The organism is Nonomuraea sp. B12E4 (genome assembly GCF_039871825.1).
Lineage (GTDB): Bacteria > Actinomycetota > Actinomycetes > Streptosporangiales > Streptosporangiaceae > Nonomuraea.
Genome location: NZ_JBDPME010000018.1, coordinates 1 through 19,911 on the forward strand (window position 1 = coordinate 1; position 19,911 = coordinate 19,911).

Genomic DNA, 19,911 nt, shown 5'->3' on the forward strand with positions numbered 1-19,911 from the left:
ACGTCGTTGAGCTGGGCCTTTACTGGTCGGAGCAGCGCCGCAGGAAGCAATCCCGAGCGCGCAGGCACCACTTCATCCAGCGCCTGCGCCTCCAGGTCCTACAGATCTAGCGGAGTAGTACTAGCGCTCGATGTGGGCGAACATGGACTCCCAGCGGTCCAGCACGTGGTCGAGGCGGAAGGCCTCGGCCCGTGCGCGGGCCGAGGCGCCCAGGCGCCGCCGCTCCTCCGCCGAGTCCATGAGCCGGGCCAGCACGGCCGCGAACGCCGCCACGTCGCCCGGCGGCACCAGCACAGGCCCCGCGGAGCGCACCCCGCCCGACACGTCGAACGCCACCGACGGCACCCCGTGCGCCCCCGACTCCAGCAGCACGATCGGCAGCCCCTCGTGCTCGCTGGTCAGCCCCAGGATCGAGGCGTCCAGGTACTCCTGAGGCATCCGTGCGGCGGGCACCGGCCCCCGGAAGACCACCCGGTCGGCGACTCCCTCCCAGGCGGCGTGCGCGCGCAGCCGGTCCAGCTCCGCGCCGTCCCCGATCAGGTGCAGCTCCCACGGCGGCGGCGCGGCGGTGCGGGCGAACGCGCTGATCAGCCGGTCGAACCGCTTGACCCCCTCCAGCCGGCCCACCCCCAGTACGCGGGGCGCGTCCAGCGCGGCGGTCCGCCGGGGCCAGGCGGCCAGGGGGTTCGGCAGCGTCCAGGTGTTGGGCAGCAACGCGTGCTCGGAGAACGACCACGCGTCCTCCTCGCTGAGGAAGACGGCCTGGTCAAGCCCGGGGTAGTGGCGCCTGATCGAGCCGAGGTGCCAGCAGCCGCGGGCGTGGTCGTACGAGCCGTGGTACTGGCCGATCGGCCGGAACTCCGCGGGCAGCAGCCCCGAGAGCCGGGTCACCACGGACGGCGAGGTCATCACCGCGTAACCGGGCCGGATCTGGCCGAGCAGCTTCCTCATCCGCTCGTCGGCCTGCCCGCGGGCGCGGCGGACCTCCGACTCCACGGGTGTCCGGCCGATCACGTGGTGGTGGTAGCGGGGCTGGTCCACATACCGGAAGGGGGTGACGGCCCGGTGCAGGCCGATCACGTGCACCTCGTGCCCGCGCTCGGCCAGGCCCTGGGCCAGGGTGTGCGTGACCTGCTGGACGCCACCGAGCGTGTCGGCGTCCAGGCAGGTGAAGACGACGCTCATCGGGCCCCCTCGAAGAAGTCGGTCACGATCCGGGCGGCCGCGTCCCCCCGCTCCTCGGCGCACCACAGCGCGCGGAAGGCCGCGTACCGCTCGGCGTGGGCGGCGTGCCCGGCGGGCAGGTCGCGGATCGCGGCGACCAGGTCCTCGGTGGTCGAGACGCACGGCCCCGGCGCGATGGCCGGCAGGTCGTGGTAGACGCCGCGCTCCGACAGACGGTAGTCGTCCCAGTCGTCGATGTAGAACAGCATGGGCTTGCCGGTGATCGCGTAGTCGCACATCACCGACGAGTAGTCCGTCAGCAGCGCGTCCGAGGCCAGGATCAGGTCGTTGATCTCGGGATAGGACCCGGCGGAGCGGACGAAGTGCCGTAGGTGCTCGGGCGGGGTGTAGCGCTCGACCGGGTGCGTACGCAGCAGCAGCACCCATTCCTCGGCCAGCGCCTCGGCCAGCAGCTCAAGGTCCACCCGGACGGACTGGCCGCTGCCCTTGACCCGGTCCCGGTAGGTGGGCGCGTAGAGCAGGATCTTCTGCCCGGCCGGGATCTCCAGCCGGGCGGCCACGTCGTCCGTGACCTCACCCCGGACGAGCGCGTCGCACCTGGGCGTGCCGAACCGGTAGACCCGGCCCGTGTACCCGTTCGAGGGCAGGAACACCCGGGAGAACTCCGCGCTCGGCGAGACCAGCGCGTCCCACCGGGCGACGGCGGCCCGCCACTGGGCGCGCGGCCTGTCGAAGTCGCCGCGCAGATCGGGCGCGTCGAACCCGATCGACTTGATCCCCTGGCCGTGCCAGGTCTGCAGGTAGCGGGTGCCGCGCGGCTTGGGGTAGTCCAGCGGGAACCCGTGGCTGTCCACCCAGATCCCGGCCCGGGCCATCGTCCAGAGGTAGCGCCAGCTCCCGCGGCGTACGAGGGTCGCGTCCGCGGGGAAGTTCTTGCGGTCCTTGGCCACCGACCAGACCACGTCGATCGGCAGGGAGCGCCGGCGCAGCTCCTCGTAGACGGCCCGTGGGCTGCCGCTGCAGGTCCTGCCGACGTCGGACTCGAACAGGGCCAGGTTCTCGCGCCGGGGCAGCACCCTGATCAGCGCCTTGTAGGCCCGCAGCTTGTTCTCTGGCGTGTTGAAGCGCCTGATCAGCCGCTGCCCGGCCCGCCGGGGGATCGACCGGGCGCGGGGGCCGGGGCGTACGCACAGGTAGGCCGCGTACCCTTCGGCGCCTACCGTGCCGCCGGGCAGCTCGATCGGTTCGAGGTGCGGGTCGACGAGGAGCCGGTCGGTCGTGGTGTGGCCGTCGGAGGTCCGGGTGAAGCCGATGACCGGGTCGCACTTGCCCGCCGGGGTGAAGGTGACCTCGCTGACGTACCCGCCCTCGCCGGACGGCTCCGGCTCGATGGGCACCTGCTTCCTGCCCAGCCGCAGGAACGCCGTCCAGTCCTGCGGCAGCACGCCGAACGGGTCGTAGGTGCGCACGGTCATCCGCACCCGCTCGCCGTCCGAGGCCAGCGCCGCCACCTCGTGCCGCAGCCGGGAGGCCGAGAACGGCAGCTCGGCCAGCCGCAGCCGGGTGATGTCCAGGCCCGGCGACAGGCGGGTCCCCCAGTACGTGCGCCCGTCGAGCTGGACCGCCGCCCGCGGCGCGGCCCGCGGCCCGGTGAGCGAGCCCGCGGCCACCCGCAGGTCCTCGATCCGGTCGTCGAGGATGAGCTGGCAGCAGACCCGGTCCAGCGGCTCGATCCCGTCCAGCACCCCGGCCGGGATCTCCTCCAGGTACGGCCGCACGATCGAGGCGAACTCCTTGGCCCACACCAGGTCCCGCGTGGGCAACGGGTTCAGGTAGACCCGCAGGTCCTGCACCAGGAACCGGCGCTGCCGGTGCGGCACCAGGTCGCCGGCCTCGTGGGCGCGCAGGATGTCGTCGCTCAGCCGGGCCGCGGCCACCCGCTGCCGCACGTTCTCCATGTCCTCGATGCTCAGTGAGATGGAGGTGTTCGAGCGGGCCCGGCGCCAGTGGTAGACCACCCAGGGCACCACCGCGAACCTGCGTGCCAGCGCGTACAGCTCGGCCGTGAAGACGTGGTCCTCGTAGTGGATGTCCTCGGGGAAGCGCAGCAGGTTGTAGCGCAGCCAGGGCAGGCTGTAGAGCTTGTTCGTGCTGAAGGAGTCCAGGAACAGCTCGGGTTCCCGCCGGATGCCCGCCACCACCCGCCGCCGGGCGAACAGCGTGGGATAGTACGGCCGCAGCCGCCCGTCCGACTCGAACAGCCGCGAGATCTGCCCGGACACGAAGTCGGCCCCGGTGCGCTCGATCTCGGCGAGCAGGCTCTTGCAGGCGTGCCTGGGCAGCTCGTCGTCGCTGTCGAGGAACATGACGTAGGGGGAGTGGGCCGCGTCGATGCCGTCGTTCCTGGGTGCCCCGCAGTGCCCGCTGTTGCTGGGTCTGCGCAGGTAACGCACCCGCGGATCGCTCCTCATGAGCCGGGCGGCGACCTCGGGAGTGGTGTCCGTGCTGGCGTCGTCGGCGATCAACACCTCGACGTCGCGCAGCGACTGGCGCAGCACGGATCGTACGGCCCTGGGCAGGCGGCTCGCGTCGTTGTAGGAGATGACGACAACGGTGCAGTCCGGCATGGCAAGTCCCCCCGCTGGTCCGTTCACCTGCGGGAAGCACTTCCCTCGGGCGGAGTGAAGTGTCCGGACTTGATTGACTATTTGCCCTAAATCAGCCCAAAGTCGGGCGCGTTCGGCGGGTGAGCCGGCGGATCACCCACACGATGACCGCCAGCGCCGCGAGCGCCCCCGCCACCGGCGCCAGCCGCTTCAGCAGCGGCTGCCCGGCGATCTCCAGCAGGTCCAGCGCCTCCTCGTCCGCCGTGCGCGACGTGCGCAACGTCCCCACCGGGCGAGCCTCCTGCACCGGCGGCGTGGGCACCGCGCTGAGATGCCGCTCGTCCTCCTGGGCGGCCTCGGTGGCCTGTGCGGGCGCCGGAGCGGTGACGCGCTCGACGGTGGAGTCGCTGAGCAGCTCCGCCAGGTTGCCCGCGAACCGCTCGATGAGCTTGCCGCCGACCTCGGCCATCACGCCCCGCCCGAACTGGGCGGGCCGCCCGGTGACGTTGAACGAGGTCTCCACGGTCACCGCCGTGGCCTCCCCGCTCGGCGCCAGCCGCGCCTTGACCGTGGCACTGGCCGTGCCGGAACCCCGGGCCTCCTTGCCGGACGCCTGGATCGTGAGTGAGTAGGAGTCCTTGTCCACATCCTCGAACCTGGCCGAGCCGCGATAGGTCACCGTGATCGGGCCGACCTTGACCTTCATCCGGCCGGTGAACTCGTCGCCCTCGAAGATGTCGAGTGTCGCCCCGGGCAGGCACGGCGCCACCCGCTCGACGTCCAGCAACACCGCCCAGGCCTGCTCGATCGGAACCGGAACAGTGAACTCGTGCTCGAACCGCATCGCCATCGATCCGCTCCTTCTCCCTCTATCGACACTACGTCCGTCCGGGGGCGCCCCGGAAGAGGCGCCCCCGGAACGGGGGTCAGGGCGATCCGGTCGCGGCGCGTACCGCGCGATGGGTCAGGACCCTGGCCAGATGCCGGCGGTAGTCCGCCTGGGCGTGCAGATCGGACGTCGGTGAGGTGTCGGCCGCCGCCTGCTCGCACGCCTGGCGTACCTGGTCGCCCAGCTCGGCGTCGCGCAGGGCGGACTCGGTCGCGCGGGCGCGCATCGGAGTCGGCCCCATGTTCGACATCCCGATCCTGGCCTCGGCGATCGAGCCGTTGGCGCGCCTGACGGCCGCCGCCACGCCGACGACCGCCCACGCCTGCGCGGTCCTGCGGAACTTCTCGTAGTGGAAGCCCCAGCCCGGGCCCAGCTTGGGAATCCTCACCCCGACCAGGATCTCGCCGGGCCGCAGGGCCGACTCCAGGTAGTCGACGAAGAACTCGGCGGCGGGGATCTCCCGCTCGCCCTCCGCCGACCTGGCCACGAACACGCCCTCCAACGCCAGCACCACGGCCGGCAGGTCAGCGGCCGGGTCGGCGTGGGCCAGCGAGCCGCCGAACGTGCCCCGGTGCCGGATCGCCGGGTCCGCCACCGTCGAGGTGGCCAGCGCCACCAGCGGGCAGTCGGCGTTCACCACATGGGAGCGCAGGACCTCGTCGTGCGTGGCCATCGCGCCGATGAAGACGTGGTCACCGCGGTCGTGCACGCCCTTCAACTCGGGCAGCCGCCCGATGTCCACGAGCTGCGACGGGTAGGCCAGCCGCAGCCGCAGCAGCGGCATCAGCGACTGCCCGCCCGCCAGGACCTTGGCGTCCTCGTCGGCGGCGAGGGCCTGGCAGGCCCCGGCCAGCGAATCCGGGCGCACGTAGTCGAACTGTGCGGGGATCATCGTCCTGCTCCTTCCTGGGCCCTGTGCCGAGCCGCCTCCAGCGCCCGCCAGACGCGTTCCGGCGAGCACGGCATCTGGACGTCCCGGATGCCGAGCGGGCGCAGGGCGTCCACGATGGCGTTCACGACGGCCGGGGTCGAGGCGATCGTGCCGGCCTCGCCCACGCCCTTGACGCCCAGCGGGTTGCTGGTGGCGGGCGACTCGGTCCGGTCGAGCACGAACGACGGCAGGTCCACCGCCGAGGGCAGCAGGTAGTCGGCCATCGTGGTGGTCAGCAGGTTGCCGTCGGCGTCGTACACGGCCTCCTCGAACAGCGCCTGCGCGATGCCCTGCGCGATGCCGCCGTGCAACTGGCCCTCGACGATCAGCGGGTTGACGACCTTGCCGATGTCGTCGACCGCCACGTACGAGCGGATCTTCGTCATGCCCGTCTCGGTGTCCACCTCCACCGCGCACAGGTGGGTGCCGTGCGGGAAGGAGTAGTTCTCCGGGTCGAACGTGACGTCGGAGTCGAGCCTCGCCTCCACCCCGTCGGGCAGGTCGTGCGCCGTGAACGCGGCGAAGGCCAGCTCCTGGATGGTCTTCTGCGAGTCCGTGCCCCGCACCTTGAACGCCCCCGCCTCGAACTCCAGGTCGTCCGGGGAGCACTCCAGCACGTGCGCGGCCAGCTTGCGGGCCTTGTCCTTGACCTTGTCGCACGCCTTGAGCACCGCGACGCCGCCGATGACCAGCGAGCGCGAGCCGTAGGTGTCCATGCCCTTGTGCGCGACCGCGGTGTCCCCGTGCAGCACCGTGATGTCCTCGAACGGCACGCCGAGCGCGTCGGCCGTGATCTGGCTCCACGAGGTCACATGGCCCTGCCCGTGCGGCGAGCTGCCGGTGATGACCTCCACCTTGCCGGTCGGCAGCATCCGCACTGAGGCGTGCTCCCAGCCGCCCGCGGCGTAGCGGCCCTCGCCGAGCCACCGGGACGGGGCCAGCCCGCACATCTCCGTGTACGTGCTGACGCCGATCCCGAGCTGCACCGGGTCGTGCCGGTCACGCCGGTCGGCCTGCTCGGCCCGCAGCTTGTCGTAGCCGAGCAGCGACAGCGCCCGCTCGGTCGCCGCCTCGTAGTTGCCCGAGTCGTAAGTCAGGCCCGAGATGGTGGTGTACGGGAACTCGTCGTGCTTGATCCAGTTGCGCCTGCGCAACTCCACCGGGTCCATCCTGAGCTCGGCGGCCAGCTCGTCCACCGTGCGCTCGATGCCGAACGTCGCCTCGGGACGGCCCGCGCCGCGGTAGGCGTCGGTGGGCATCTTGGTGGTGAAGACGCCCTTGCAGGCGAACTCGTACGCGTCCATCTTGTAGATCGCGTTGAACATCGGCCCGCCCAGCGTCGGCACGCCCGGCGTGAGCAGCATCAGGTAGGCGCCCATGTCGGCCAGCAGGCTCACCCGCAGCCCGCGGATGCGTCCGTCGGCGTCGGCGGCCAGCCGGATGTGCTGGATCTGGTCGCGTCCGTGGTGCACCGTCAGGTTGCCCTCGGAGCGCGACTCGGTCCACTTGACCGGCCTGCCGAGCCTGCGGGTGAGCAGCAGACAGAGCACCTCTTCCGCGGTGACCTGCAGCTTCGAGCCGAACCCGCCGCCTACGTCGGGCGCGATCACGCGGAGCTTGTGCTCGGGCACGCCGGTCACCACCGCGAGCATGACCCGCAGGACGTGCGGGATCTGCGTGGACGACCACAGCGTGTACGAGTCACCGTCGGTGTCGGCCAGCACCGCCCTGGGTTCCATCGCGCTGGGGATGAGCCGCTGCTGGATGTACGTCCGGTCGATGACCACCGCCGCGTCCCTGAACGCGGTCTCGATGTCGCCCGTGGTGGTCTTCATGGCGTAGGCCAGATTGCCCGCCTCGTGCACCTTCGGGCTGTCCGGGGCCAGCGCCTCGTTCATGTCGAGCACCGCCGGAAGCTGCTCGTACTCGACGTCGATGGCCTCCAGGGCGTCGGCCGCGCGGTAGCGGTCGGTCGCGATGACGCAGGCCACGGCCTCGCCGACGTACCGCACCTCGGAGACGGCCATCGGCGGGTGGTCCGGGACGTGGATGTCCTCGGTCACCGGCCACGCGCACGGCAGGCTGCCCTGCTCGGCGGCCAGGTCCTGGCCGCTGAACGCCGCCACGACCCCCGGCAGGTCACGCGCCCCCGACACGTCGACCCTGGTGATCCTGGCGTGCGCCATCGGGCTGCGCAGGAACATCACGTGCAGCAGGCCCGGGCGGGTGAGGTTGTCCGTCCACTGCGTGCGCCCCGTCAGCAGCTTGGCATCCTCTTTGCGCCTGCGCGGCCGGCCTATTTCCTGGATGGTCATGGCGTGGTCACCGCCTGCCCCATCTCCTGGGCGCCCCTGCGCACGGCGCGCACGATGTTGCAGTATCCGGTGCACCGGCAGAGGTTGCCCTCCAGCCCGTGCCTGATCGATTCCTCTGATGGGTCCGGTTCCTCCCGGAGGAGGTCTATCGCGGCCATGACCATGCCGGGCGTGCAGTAGCCGCACTGCAGCGCGTGCTCTTCGTGGAAGGCCCGCTGCATGGGATGCATCGAGCCGTTGGTGCCCAGGCCCTCGATGGTGACGATGTCACAACCGTCGGCCTGCACGGCGAGCACGGAGCAGCTCTTGGCGCTCTTGCCGTCGAGCATGATCGTGCATGCGCCGCAGTTGCTGGTGTCGCACCCGACCGGTGTGCCGGTCTTGCCCAGCCGTTCTCTCAGTAGGTGAACGAGCAGGAGCCGCGGCTCGACGTCCTCCTCGTACTTGATCCCGTCGACAGTGACGGTGATTCGGGGCATACGTCCTCCCTCAGGAGCAGGGGAAAGGCGGACACACCCGAACCTACGCCCGTGTTTTTCCCGGTCAAGGGGTTACTTACCGCGGACCACTCTCGCGATGATCGCCACAAACCCTGCGAAAGCCAATCCCAGCACTGTTACCCCGCCCAGGACCAGCCAGTCTGTGATCGCCCGCGTCACTATCAAAATGCCCAGCACAATGAAGAGAACACCACTGAGCAGGGCCATCCAATCCGTCCGATGCACGCGCTGTTTCACGGCCTCACTCCGTTCGGCGGCTCGGTCGCCTGGATGCCGTCGTCTTCCCCCGCTCTGGTCGCTTCGCTCCCGCCGCTCCTCCAGACGACGGCGCTCCCTCGCTGTTTCATGGCCTCACTCCGTTCGGCGGCTCGGTCGCCTGGATGCCGTCGTCTTCCCCCGCTCTGGTCGCTTCGCTCCCGCCGCTCCTCCAGACGACGGCGCTCCCTCGCGCGGACATCACGCGGCACGCCGCACCTCCATGTCGCCGATTCCGCCCTTCAGGTTGAGCACGATGGTGGGGATCGCGCCGTCCGGCTTGGTCTCGGGCTCCAGCACCCGGTCCAGCCGCACGTCCACGCCGCCCTTGAGCGACTGGTCGAGCATGATGTCGCCGACCTTGTTGCTGGCGTGTACCTCCACCCTGGCCGTCGGTGGCACGATCACCACCAGCTCGCCCACGGTGACCGAGGCGTTGAACGTCACGCTTTCTCCTGGTGTCAGCGGCAGCTCGGACAGGTCCAGCCGGCCGTCGCCGACGCCGACGTCGTAGCGGCTGCTCGTCTCCGGGAGGCTGGTCACGGCCCACTCGGACTCCCCGACGTTGGCCGGCACACCGCCGAGCATCAGGCCCACGGCCACCAAGAGCGCGATCGCGGTGGCCGCGCCCACCAGCCCGGCGCCGCGGCCCCACCAGGCGGCGACCAGCAGCCCGGCGCCGATGGTGATGAGCATGGCCCCGCCGACGACGGTCGGGCTCACTCCGCCGGCCGACCTGGCCTGGACCGCCATGACGATGCCTCCGATGATGATTGCCAGCAAGATGGTGATGACGCCGATGAACGACCGCGGCCGCCGCTGGCGCTCCGTCCTGGGGAACGAGCGGTCGAAGTGGATGGGGTCGTACGGCGAGTAGCCCGTCGTCCTCCTGGCCGGGTCGAGCGGCTGGTAGGGGCCCTTGGGCGCGAAGGGTTCGCCGTAGGGGGTGTAGTGGACGGCGGTCTTCGGCTGGGGACGATACCGGGACGTCGGGGACGTCGGGGACGTCGGGGACGTCGGCGGGAGGTCGTGCCGCGCGGTCATCGCGTCGGCGTCGCTTTGGACGTGGTCTCGAGCGTGGTCTTGAGGGAGGTCTTGAGCGTGGGCCTGGGGGTCGGCGTACGCGCCGGTCTCCGCGTCGTCGGCCTGCCCGGGCGCTTCGTGCTGGGCCGTGTGCGCCTCTTCGGCGGCTTCGGCGCTCGCGACCGGCTCCGCCGCGGCGGCGGGCGTGGCCACGGGCCGGACCGGCGGGGCGGGGGAGCTCGGTGACTCGGGGGCGGTCGGGGGGACCGGTGCCGCGGAGGTGGTCGGGGGCATCGGTGCCGCGGGAGCGTCCGGCCGTACCGATGACGGCGGTTGCGCGAAAGCGGCGGCCAGCGAATCCTCGTCGGACTCCCTTCTCCGCGTCAGCCGCTCGGGCAGCGACCGGACCAGCCCGCGCAGATCCACCCCGCTCGCGTGCGCGGCGAGCAGCGACACGGCCAGGAACACGCCCACCACGAGCGTGCCGGCGTCCATCCACACCGTCGCCAGGTTGATCGCCAGCCCGAAGCCCAGCACCGCCGTCAGCAGCGCCATCACGGCCTCGGCGTCGAAGTCCCGGCGGGTCCAGAGCTCGATGATCCCCGGCTTGCCGGTCGGGTCCTTCATCAGCAGGAACGCCGCTATATAGAGGAACAACCCGATGCCGGAGCCGAGCAGGAGCATGGCGAAGCCGACGCGGAACACCACGGGATCGATGCCGGTGTGCCGCCCGAGCCCGGCGCAGACACCCATGAGGATGCGTCCTTCGGCGCTGCGCCTCAGAGCTCTGGGGGGAGCGGCCGGTTGCCTGGGCGGAGCTTCTGTCATGCAAACCATGGTGGACCGGCGGGAGGCACACCCGCATCCGGGAGACCCCTGAGCTGACCCGGGGGTCGTTCCCTGATGCCCGAGACGTCCCTCACATGTGACTATGGCCATGTTATGGCTGACCAGAAGACTCTCGCCGAGCCCACCGGCGGCACACCCTACCGCCGGATGACGCGCCCCATGGAGGGCCGCCTGCTCGGCGGCGTGGCCCAAGGGCTGGCGACGCAGCTCTCGCTTGATCCCGTGGTGATCAGGCTGATGTTCGTGCTGCTCAGCGTCGTCGATGGCGTGGGCGTCGTGGCGTACGCGGTGCTGTGGATGGTCACGCCGCGGCAGCCACACCAGGGACAGGCGCCGCAGCGGGACTGGAGTCAGTTGGCCGCGTTCAGCGCGATCGGCATGGCGTTGCTCGCGTTCGGCTGGCTGACGGGCGCGTCGCAGGGCGGGATCGGCATGCTGCCGTTCGCCGTCGGCGGAATCGGTGCGCTGATCCTCTGGCAGCAGGCCGACCCCGAACGCCGCAAGAACTGGATGAGCGGCGCGACGCTCAGCATCCGCAAGAACCGCGTCCGCACGCTGATCGGCGTCGTGCTCGTCGTCATCGGCGCGATCGGGTTCCTGGCGGCCCAGGGGGAGTTCCGGCAGGCGCGGCCCGGACTGATGTTCACGGTCGTGGTGGTGGGCGGCCTGGCGGTCATCGCCGCGCCCTGGCTCGCCGGGCTGTGGAAGGAGCTGCAGCTTGAGCGGCGCGAGCGCATCAGGCAGGAGGAGCGGGCGGAGGTGGCCGCCATGGTGCACGACTCGGTGCTGCACACGCTCACGTTGATCCAGCGCGTCGCGCACGACCCGCGCGAGGTCGCCCGCCTGGCCCGTTCCCAGGAACGCGAGCTGCGCAACTGGCTCTACCAGCCGGCCCAGGACGCCGACGCGACGCTGGCGGCCGCCGTACGCAGGATCGCGGCCGAGGAGGAGGACGCGCACGGCGTGCCGATCGAGGTCGTCTGCGTCGGGGACATCACCCTGGACCCGGCGGGCAAGCTGGGGGCCACCTTGAAGGCGGCCAGACAGGCGATGGTCAACGCGGCGAAATACTCTGAGAGTCCGTCCATTTCCGTGTACGCCGAAGTTGAGGGTGAAGAGATCACGATTTTCGTGAAGGATCGGGGCAAGGGCTTCGACCTTGACGCGGTGCCGCTCGACAGGATGGGGATCCGTGAGTCCATCATCGGGCGGATGGAGCGTCACGGAGGCGCGGCCAGGGTTCGTACCGCGCCCGGTGAGGGCACGGAAGTGATGTTGACCATGAAAGTGGAGAAGGCATGACCCGCGTACTGATCGTCGACGACCACCGGCTGTTCCGCTCCGGCGTACGCGCGGAGCTGGGCGACTCGATCGAGGTGGTGGGCGAGGCCGAGGACGTGGAGACGGCTGTCAGGGCGATCGCCGAGCACCAGCCCGACGTGGTCCTGCTGGACGTGCACATGCCCGGGGGCGGCGGGCAGGAGGTGCTGCGCCGGGTGCTGGGCGCCGGCTCCCAGGTCCGCTTCCTGGCGCTGTCGGTCTCCGACGCCGCCGAGGACGTGATCGGCGTGATCAGGGGCGGTGCCCGCGGCTACGTGACCAAGAACATCAGCGGCACGGAGCTGACCGACGCCATCCGCCGGGTGGCCGAGGGGGACGCGGTTTTCTCACCGCGGCTGGCGGGGTTCGTGCTGGACGCGTTCGCCTCGTCGGAGGCGCCGTCGATCGACCCTGAGCTCGACTCGCTGACGCAGCGGGAGCGCGAGGTGCTGCGGCTGATCGCGCGTGGTTACGCGTACAAGGAGATCGCCAAGGAGCTCTTCATCTCGGTCAAGACCGTGGAGACGCACGTCTCGTCGGTCCTGCGCAAGCTCCAGCTCTCCAACCGGCATGAGCTGTCCCGCTGGGCCACCGCCCGCCGCCTGGTCTGAACGCCCAGCTCCCGCCGCTGGACCAGGGGTCGGTACTGAGCGCGTTTGGAACGTTACGCGAAAGTTATCACCTGATCGCGACAAAACGATGATCCTTGTTGTCAAACATAAAGGAGTAAAAACATAGCCCAGGAGTAACCCCCTTGAACCGCGTCCCCCGGATGCTGCCTGCCCTGGTCGCGCTTGTCACCATGACGGCCTGCGCGGCGGAGACCGCACCCGTACCTCAAAGCCTGGCCGTCCCGGCCCGGGCGGTCGCGGCGGCCGCCGTCGCGGCGCCTGCCACGACGCCCCCGGCCACACCCACGACCACGGCGACCCCCGCGCCGAAGAAGGTCACGCTCAAGATCGCCGACATCACCCCCATGGGGGAGAAGACGGAGAAGGTCGGCGTGGGCTTCCCGATCATCGTCACGTTCGACCGTGACGTTAAATCCAAGGCCGCCGTCGAAGCCCTGCTGGACGTGGAGGCGGACAAGCCGGTCGAGGGCGCCTGGCGCTGGGTGTCGGCTCGCAAGGTCATCTACCGGACGAAGACGTACTGGAAGCCCCACCAGAAGGTCCTCTTCACCGCCCGCCTGTCAGAACTGCCCGGCAACACCGGCGGCAAGGACGTGTCCCGCCGCTTCGCCGTCGGCACCTCGTACGTCTCCGTGGTCGACACCCGCAAGCACACGATGAAGGTCTACCGCGACGGCAAGATCGCCAAGAGGATCCCGATCAGCGCCGGCAGCGGCGGCATGGTCAAGAACGGCGTGGACGTCTTCCTCACCACCAGCGGCGTGCACCTCACCATGGGCAAGAAGGCCATGGAGACCATGACCTCCTCCTGGATGGGCGTGACGGATCCCAAGGACCCGCGCTACTACAAGGAGGAGATCCCCTGGGCGGTCCGCATCTCCGACAGCGGCGAGTACGTCCACCAGAGCGCCGGCTACTACCAGTACCTGGGGCGCTCCAACATGAGCCACGGCTGCGTACGGGCCACCCCGGCGGGCGCCAAGTGGTTCTACGGCATCGCCCAGCGCGGTGACGTGGTCAAGATCACCGGCACCAAGCGCAAGCTGGAGTGGAACAACGGCTGGAGCTACTGGCAGCTCAACTGGACCCAGTGGAAGAAGGGCAGCGCCCTGAAGCAGGGCTGACCGTCCCCACGCCGACCTTTCCACAAGGGCCGCCCTCATTCGGGAGAGGGCGGCCCCGCCTCGCCCCACAACGGCGGCCGGCCCTCGGAAAGAGTCACCCGCGCCGCACACCTTCTCCACCTGGAGCAGGGTGACCATCCGCCGGCGAGCCCCGAGCCGGCCCCCGTGCACGGGACCGCCCGAACCCCACCTGGCCTCCGAACTGCGAACCCCTGGCTCGACCGGGGGAACCCTGGGTCAGAGCTTTTCCAGCGGGGCGTAGGCCAGAAGGAGTGTCTTCTCCCCGCCACTACCGAAGTCGATCTTGACCTTGGTCTTCTCCGCGACCCCGTCCACCGACACCACCGTGCCCAGCCCGAACGCGTCGTGCGTGATCCGGTCCCCGGGCGCCAGTGACGGCACGCTCCGCCCCCCGCTCTTCGGGGCGGCGGCGGCACGCGGCGCCGGCTCGCGTCGCGTGGCGGCACTCCAGGCGGACTTCTCCGGATCAGTGCGCCAGTCGATGAGCTTGCCCGGCACCTCGTTCACGAAGCGCGAGGCGGGATTGAACGACGGCGCCCCCCACGAGCTGCGCACGGCGGCCCGTGTGATGTAGAGCCGCTGCTGGGCCCGGGTGATCCCCACGTAGGCCAGTCGCCGCTCCTCCTCCAGTTCCTTCGGCTCCCCGAGCGAGCGGACGTGCGGGAACACACCGTCCTCCATGGCCGTCAGGAACACCACCGGGAACTCCAGCCCCTTGGCCGTGTGCAGGGTCATCAACGTGACGACCCCCTGCCCGCCGTCCTGGTCGGGAATCTGGTCGGCATCGGCCACGAGCGAGACCTGCTCCAGGAACTCCACCAGCGTCCCCTCCGGATTGGCCTCCTCGAACTCGGACGCCACGGAGATCAGCTCGTTGAGGTTTTCCAGCCGGGACTCGTCCTGCGGATCCTCGGAGGCCTCCAACTCGGCGCGGTAGCCGGTGGCGACCAGCACCTCCTCGGCCAGCGCGGACGGCGGCATGCCCGCCGCCTTGTCGATCAGCTCCTCGACCAGCGCGACGAACTCGCGTACGGCGTTGAGCGAGCGCGTGGCCATCCCGTGCGCCTCGTCGGCCCGCCGCAGCGCGTCCCAGAACGAGATGCGCTCGCGCGACGACAACGCCTCCAGCATCGCCTCGGCCCGGTCGCCGATCCCACGCTTGGGCACGTTGAGGATGCGCCGCAGCGACACGACGTCGGCCGGGTTGGCGAGCACACGCAGGTAGGCCAGCAGGTCCTTGACCTCCCTGCGCTCGTAGAACCGCACGCCGCCGACGACCTTGTACGGCAGCCCGGTGCGGATGAAGATCTCCTCGAACACCCGGGAAGCGGCGTTGGTCCGGTAGAACACCGCGACGTCGCCCGCCTTGACGCCGTCCTCGTCGCTGAGCCGGTCGACCTCCTGGGCCACGAACATGGCCTCGTCGTGCTCGTTGTCGGCCACGTAACCGACGATCTTGGGCCCGTCGCCCTGGTCGGACCAGAGGTTCTTGGGCTTGCGCGACTCGTTGCGGGCGATCACGGCGTTGGCGGCGGCCAGGATGTTCTGAGTGGAGCGGTAGTTCTGCTCCAGCAGGATGGTCCGGGCGTCCGGATAGTCCCGCTCGAACTCCAGGATGTTGCGGATCGTCGCGCCCCGGAACGCGTAGATCGACTGGTCGGCGTCGCCCACCACGCAGAGCTCCGACTGGTCGGCCCCGGACCGCACCACCTCGCCGTCCGTCGTGCGCAGCTCCGGATGCCCGACGAGCTCCCTGATCAGGATGTATTGGGCGTGGTTGGTGTCCTGGTATTCGTCGACCAGCACGTGCCTGAACCGCATCCGGTAGTGCTCGGCCACCTCGGGGAAGAGCTGGAACAACGTCACCGTGTTCATGATGATGTCGTCGAAGTCCATCGCCCCGGCCTCGGTCAGCTTGAGCTGATAGGCCTTGTACGCCTGCGCGAGCGTCTTCTCCAGATGCGAGCCCGCCTTGTCGATCGCGGTCTCGTAGTCCACCAGCTCGTTCTTGAAGTTGCTGACCTGGGCCGAGAACGAGCGCGGCGGGTAGCGCTTCGGATCGAGGTCCATCTCCCGGCAGACCATCGCCATGAGCCGCTGCGAGTCGGCCTGGTCGTAGATCGAGAAGCTGGACGGGAACCCCAGCCGCTTGGCCTCCCGCCGCAGGATGCGCATGCACGCGCTGTGGAACGTCATCACCCACATCGCCTTGGAACGCGGCCCGACCAGCTTGTCGATGCGCTCCTTCATCTCGCGGGCGGCCTTGTTGGTGAAGGTGATCGCCAGGATCTCGCCCGGGTGCACCTTGCGCTCGGCCAGCAGGTAGGCGATGCGGTGGGTCAGCACCCGCGTCTTGCCAGAACCCGCCCCGGCCACGATGAGCAGCGGACTGCCGTGATGGATCACGGCTTCGCGCTGTTGCGGATTGAGGCCGTCGAGCAAGGGCTGGTCAACAGAGACGTGGGTCGGCACCTACCTAGGTTAAGACGCCCCACCGACAATCGGCGCCCGGAATGCCGTAGGCGGTGCGCCGGTTGTGCTGAAAGTAAAGTTCAGGAAAGGGGAGCCATGCTGCCGGAAACCGAGATCAACCGGGTACTCGCCGTGACAGCCCACCCGGACGACATCGATTTCGGTGCGGCGGGGAGTGTGGCGTTGTTCGTCGACAGGGGGGTGGAGGTCACCTACCTGCTGGTCACGGACGGCGACGCGGGCGGCAACGAGCGCACCCTGGACAATTCCGGCATGGCCGAGCTCCGCCGGGCCGAACAACTGGCCGCCGCCAAGGCGGTCGGCATCACGGACGTACGCTTCCTGGGCTACCCGGACGGTCAGGTGACGGTCTCGCTGGGTTTGCGCCGCGACATCGCCAGAGTGATCCGCCAGATACGCCCTGACCTGGTCATCACCCACCACCCGGACCGCAACTACCAGCACGTCGCCCCCAGCCACCCCGACCACCGGGCGGTGGGCGGCGCCACCCTCGACGCGGTCTATCCGGACGCCCGCAACCCCTACGCGTTCCCCGAACTGGTGAAGGAGGAGGGCCTGGAGGCGTGGACCGTACGGGAGGTGTGGCTGAACGGCGGCCCGGCCCCCGACCACTGGGTGGACATCACGGAGACCATGGACCGCAAGCTCGCGGCCCTGCAGTCACATGTGAGCCAGATCTCCCACAGGGAAGACTTCACGGAGTTCGTCAGGACCCGCTTCGCCGCCTGGGCCGAACAGGCCGGCCTCGGCGAGGGCCACTACGCGGAGGGCTTCCAGGTCGTCACCACAGCCTGACCTTCCGCCCCCGAAACCTCAGGCCCTCAGGCCCCGCCCCGGGGGCAGGGCCTCAGGGAACGGACCCGGGCGGGACCACCCAGAGCGACGGTTGCCCCGTGACTTCGGAGATGATGTCGAAGTCGCGGTCGTAGTGCAGGATCGTCGCCCCGTGCACCTCGGCACAGGCGGCGATCAGTAGATCGTTGGGTCCGATGCCGCGGTGCTGGGAGATTTCAACGAGTTGTTTCTGCACGTCCAGGGCGCGTGCCTGCACCTCCCCGCCCACCGGGAGATTGATGCACTGGCGTTGCGCCTGGAGGATGCGCTGGTAGTGGGCGAAGTCGCGGGCACTGTTGAGCACCTCGAGATCGATGACGGCGCAGGTGGCCACGACCCGCGCCACATAGAGCGGGTGGAGGGCCTTCGCGACCACGTCGCTGGTGCGTATGCGAGCCAGCGCGCTCTTGTCGAGTAGGTACATCAGTCCTGTAGTCGCCACGCATGCTTCATGATCTCCGGATCCAGCAGATCCGGGCTCCCTTCCGTGCGCCAGAACTCGAACGCCTCGATCGCGCTCGCCCTTTCCGCGTCCCTGTCGACGACCGCCTGTAGTGCTGTGTGGACCGTTTCCTTCATGGTCGCCGCTCCCAGCTTCCGCTGAGCCGTCTCCAGGAGCTCCTTGTCGATGTCGATTACTGTGCGCATACAACACCACCTCCGTACCTCCAGCGTATATCAGAAATTGTGATCTTGATATACGCACCTCTCAAGAAGAATATGGCCTTGAGAGGGCGCGCCGGAGACGTTAGAGCATCGAGGTGAGAATGCTTGGGAACGGTCCAATCCCCGATGAAGGATCTTCAACCGATGTGCGAAAACCTTCATCCTCGGACAGTCGATGATCCCCCGGTCGAAAGGCGGACTGGCTCACGCAGCCATGCGGGCTTCGCCGCCGGCCGGGTGGTTACTTTCGTTTGGCGGCGATGCGGGCGAAGAGGTAGCCGAGGGAGTTGGTGGCCAGGTGCAGCATGGCTGGGGTCAGGAGGCCGCCGCGACGCCGGAGCTCGCAGAACAGCACCCCGGCCGCCGCAGTGGACACCACGCTGCCTGCCACCACCCGGGCGGTGTCCAGGTGGCCAGGGGACTCGCCCGCCGTCAGGGCACCGAGGGCCGGGTTGGCGCGGGCCATGTCGATGGCGGGGAGGATGTGCCAGAGGCCGAACAGAGCCGAGGAGGTCGCCGTCGCGGCCACAGTGCCGCGCCGCTGGCGCACCATGGCATACAGGGCGCCCCTGAAACCGACCTCCTCCAGCAGGACCGTGCCCAGCGGAACCTGAAGCAGGGCCTCCTCCAGCACCCGGGCGCGCGAGAGCGACAGGGCACGCTCGTCGCGGAAGAGCGGCTTGGTACGTGGGTGCGCGATGCCGGCGGTGTAGACAGCGGCCACGGCTGCCGCTAAGGCGCCTCCCGCGATCGCCCCACGGCGGCCGTGCTCGAAGCCGATCTCCTCCCACGACAGACCGGACCTGCGAGCCATCGCCACCAGGGCGGCCGTCGCGGCGGCGGACGTCACGGGACCCAGCCGAGGGGCGACCTTGTTGTTCATGACGTTGGCGGTGGCAAGGACGGCGATCGAGCGAAGCAGCACCCTTGCAGGCTACGTCGCCGTTCACTGAGCAGGTCGCCGTTCACTGAACGTCAGTGTCGCTGAGCGATTTGCCCGCAAGCATGACATTGATCACGTGTGACCCGTGGCGGTCTCAGCGCACGCAGCCTCGCAGCCGTCGCCTGGCGTCCAGCCCGTCGCCTGGCGCCCAGCCCGTCGCCTCGCGTCCAGCCTTCGCTTCCGTGTCCGTCGCTTCGCGCTCATCGCCTCGATCGGCGTGCTCGCCCAGCGTTTCTGCTGGCGAGTAGATCGCGTGTTTCACACGCCACCTTGCGCACGGCTGCTCGCCGGTGACGGGTGGGCTGGGAGTGGGAGGTCAGGAGGCGGCGGGGCGGCGCCAGTTGGCGGGGAAGCGGCTGCGGCGGCGTTCTTCTGGGGTGAGGCCGCCCCAGATGCCCTCCGACTCGCCCGAGCGTAATGCGTATGCGCGGCACTCCTCGATGACCTGGCAGGTCTCGCACACTGCCTTGGCTCGTGCCTCCTGCGCAGGGGTGGGGGCGAGCGGGAAGAAGAGGTCAGGGTCGCTGGATCTGCATGCGCCCCGGCGCAGCCAGCCGATCTCCTCCAGTGGCATGCACCCAAGGTAGAGCGCCGGCATGATCACACACATCATCCTGTGGGTTGACCCTGAAATACGTCCCCAGGTTCGGGCGTGGCGCCTGACTGCTACCGCGTCAGCAGGCGCCGACGCCGTTTCGGTAGCCGTTGGCGAAGAACCGCTGGCGTTGGTCGGCGGTGCCGTGGGCCGCTGGGTTCAGCCAGTCGTCCGTGGGGTCTCCGGCGGCCGCCAGCCTGGCCATCAGCTCGTTCTCGTCGCCCGGCTGCGCCCGCAGCGCTCGCGACTTGACCAGGGCAGCCAGGGTGCCGCCCGCGTAGCAGTCGGCCTGGAGCTCCATCTGTATGTTCAGCTGGAAGTTGGATTGGAGCTGGGCCTGGATGGAATGGCCGAACTCATGCGGGATGATCACATAGACCGAACCGTCCCCCATCTCGTTCCGCAGCGATTCCATCCAGCTCTGGTCGTAGGCGATGAAATGGCCGAGAGGGCAGTAGAAGGCGTTGTTCGGGACGGAAGGCTGGTTGCCGCAGTTGGGGCCTGAGCCGTCCGAGTACGCGATGAAATCGGAAATAGGCCGATAAGTTTCGCCCAACTGCTCGAACTGCTGCTGCCAGAAGGTCTCCGTCAGCGTACGCGCCGTGCGTACGTCGTCCTCGAACGTGTCCCCCTCCTGGGAATCCATGGACGGCGGCCTGGCGAGGCCGCAGGCGGCGACCAGCAGCAGGGTGAGGGTCAAACTCAGGGCGCGGGTCACTGGACGGGTCAC

At 69.6% G+C, this 19,911-nt stretch carries 18 protein-coding genes; 4 read left to right on the forward strand and 14 right to left on the reverse strand.

The features are described 5' to 3' along the window. Window positions 1-120: 120 nt before the first annotated feature. From ABGB18_RS32270 to ABGB18_RS32305, 8 genes are all read right to left on the reverse strand, one after another. Window positions 121-1,185: a glycosyltransferase gene (locus ABGB18_RS32270; protein WP_347699421.1), complete on the reverse strand. Its 1,065-nt coding sequence runs from the start codon at window positions 1,183-1,185 to the stop codon at window positions 121-123. Further along, complete coding sequence (locus ABGB18_RS32275) at window positions 1,182-3,812, reverse strand: CDP-glycerol glycerophosphotransferase family protein (protein WP_347699422.1); 2,631 nt, start codon at window positions 3,810-3,812, stop codon at window positions 1,182-1,184. The genes ABGB18_RS32270 and ABGB18_RS32275 overlap by 4 nt, the downstream gene beginning before the upstream one ends. Before the next feature lie 91 nt (window positions 3,813-3,903). Beyond that, window positions 3,904-4,641, reverse strand: coding sequence for an SRPBCC family protein (locus tag ABGB18_RS32280; protein WP_347699423.1), 738 nt, complete (start codon window positions 4,639-4,641; stop codon window positions 3,904-3,906). Between the two features lie 76 nt (window positions 4,642-4,717). Further along, complete coding sequence (locus ABGB18_RS32285; RefSeq protein ID WP_347699424.1) at window positions 4,718-5,572, reverse strand: xanthine dehydrogenase family protein subunit M; 855 nt, start codon at window positions 5,570-5,572, stop codon at window positions 4,718-4,720. Further along, entirely contained in the window at window positions 5,569-7,926 is a 2,358-nt protein-coding gene (locus tag ABGB18_RS32290) for a xanthine dehydrogenase family protein molybdopterin-binding subunit (protein WP_347699425.1), read from the reverse strand. The genes ABGB18_RS32285 and ABGB18_RS32290 overlap by 4 nt, the downstream gene beginning before the upstream one ends. Beyond that, window positions 7,923-8,405: a (2Fe-2S)-binding protein gene (locus ABGB18_RS32295; RefSeq protein ID WP_347699426.1), complete on the reverse strand. Its 483-nt coding sequence runs from the start codon at window positions 8,403-8,405 to the stop codon at window positions 7,923-7,925. The genes ABGB18_RS32290 and ABGB18_RS32295 overlap by 4 nt, the downstream gene beginning before the upstream one ends. Window positions 8,406-8,477: 72 nt before the next feature. Beyond that, window positions 8,478-8,663, reverse strand: coding sequence for a hypothetical protein (locus ABGB18_RS32300; protein ID WP_347699427.1), 186 nt, complete (start codon window positions 8,661-8,663; stop codon window positions 8,478-8,480). A 219-nt stretch (window positions 8,664-8,882) separates the two neighbouring features. Next, window positions 8,883-10,643: a PspC domain-containing protein gene (locus tag ABGB18_RS32305; protein WP_347699428.1), complete on the reverse strand. Its 1,761-nt coding sequence runs from the start codon at window positions 10,641-10,643 to the stop codon at window positions 8,883-8,885. Between the two features lie 3 nt (window positions 10,644-10,646). On the opposite strand from ABGB18_RS32305, the gene ABGB18_RS32310 reads away from it, so the two are divergent. From ABGB18_RS32310 to ABGB18_RS32320, 3 genes are all read left to right on the forward strand, one after another. Then, on the forward strand, window positions 10,647-11,855 hold the full coding sequence (locus ABGB18_RS32310) for a PspC domain-containing protein (RefSeq protein ID WP_347699429.1): 1,209 nt from the start codon (window positions 10,647-10,649) through the stop codon (window positions 11,853-11,855). Continuing rightward, entirely contained in the window at window positions 11,852-12,484 is a 633-nt protein-coding gene (locus ABGB18_RS32315) for a response regulator transcription factor (protein ID WP_347699430.1), read from the forward strand. Before ABGB18_RS32310 ends, ABGB18_RS32315 begins: the two co-directional genes overlap by 4 nt. A gap of 143 nt (window positions 12,485-12,627) precedes the next feature. Then, window positions 12,628-13,629, forward strand: a complete 1,002-nt coding sequence (locus ABGB18_RS32320) for a L,D-transpeptidase (protein WP_347699431.1) — start codon at window positions 12,628-12,630, stop codon at window positions 13,627-13,629. Between the two features lie 237 nt (window positions 13,630-13,866). On the opposite strand, the gene pcrA is transcribed toward ABGB18_RS32320, so the two are convergent. Next, the gene (gene pcrA / locus ABGB18_RS32325; protein WP_347699577.1) at window positions 13,867-16,092 is read right to left on the reverse strand and encodes a DNA helicase PcrA; all 2,226 of its coding nucleotides are present in this window, start codon (window positions 16,090-16,092) and stop codon (window positions 13,867-13,869) included. A gap of 126 nt (window positions 16,093-16,218) precedes the next feature. On the opposite strand from pcrA, the gene ABGB18_RS32330 reads away from it, so the two are divergent. Beyond that, a complete protein-coding gene (locus ABGB18_RS32330) occupies window positions 16,219-16,938 on the forward strand; it encodes a PIG-L deacetylase family protein (protein WP_347699432.1) in 720 nt (239 codons plus the stop codon). Window positions 16,939-16,990: 52 nt separating this feature from the next. On the opposite strand, the gene ABGB18_RS32335 is transcribed toward ABGB18_RS32330, so the two are convergent. The 5 genes from ABGB18_RS32335 to ABGB18_RS32355 all read right to left on the reverse strand — a co-directional run bounded on the left by ABGB18_RS32335 (window position 16,991) and on the right by ABGB18_RS32355 (window position 19,911). Then, window positions 16,991-17,419 (reverse strand): PIN domain nuclease, encoded by a 429-nt coding sequence (locus ABGB18_RS32335; protein ID WP_347699433.1) that lies wholly within the window; start codon window positions 17,417-17,419, stop codon window positions 16,991-16,993. Continuing rightward, the gene (locus tag ABGB18_RS32340; RefSeq protein ID WP_347699434.1) at window positions 17,401-17,625 is read right to left on the reverse strand and encodes a type II toxin-antitoxin system VapB family antitoxin; all 225 of its coding nucleotides are present in this window, start codon (window positions 17,623-17,625) and stop codon (window positions 17,401-17,403) included. The genes ABGB18_RS32335 and ABGB18_RS32340 overlap by 19 nt, the downstream gene beginning before the upstream one ends. 259 nt (window positions 17,626-17,884) lie before the next feature. Then, on the reverse strand, window positions 17,885-18,568 hold the full coding sequence (locus ABGB18_RS32345; protein ID WP_347699435.1) for a CPBP family intramembrane glutamic endopeptidase: 684 nt from the start codon (window positions 18,566-18,568) through the stop codon (window positions 17,885-17,887). A 334-nt stretch (window positions 18,569-18,902) separates the two neighbouring features. After that, window positions 18,903-19,160 (reverse strand): WhiB family transcriptional regulator, encoded by a 258-nt coding sequence (locus ABGB18_RS32350; protein WP_347699436.1) that lies wholly within the window; start codon window positions 19,158-19,160, stop codon window positions 18,903-18,905. Window positions 19,161-19,260: 100 nt separating this feature from the next. After that, complete coding sequence (locus tag ABGB18_RS32355; protein ID WP_347699437.1) at window positions 19,261-19,911, reverse strand: neutral zinc metallopeptidase; 651 nt, start codon at window positions 19,909-19,911, stop codon at window positions 19,261-19,263.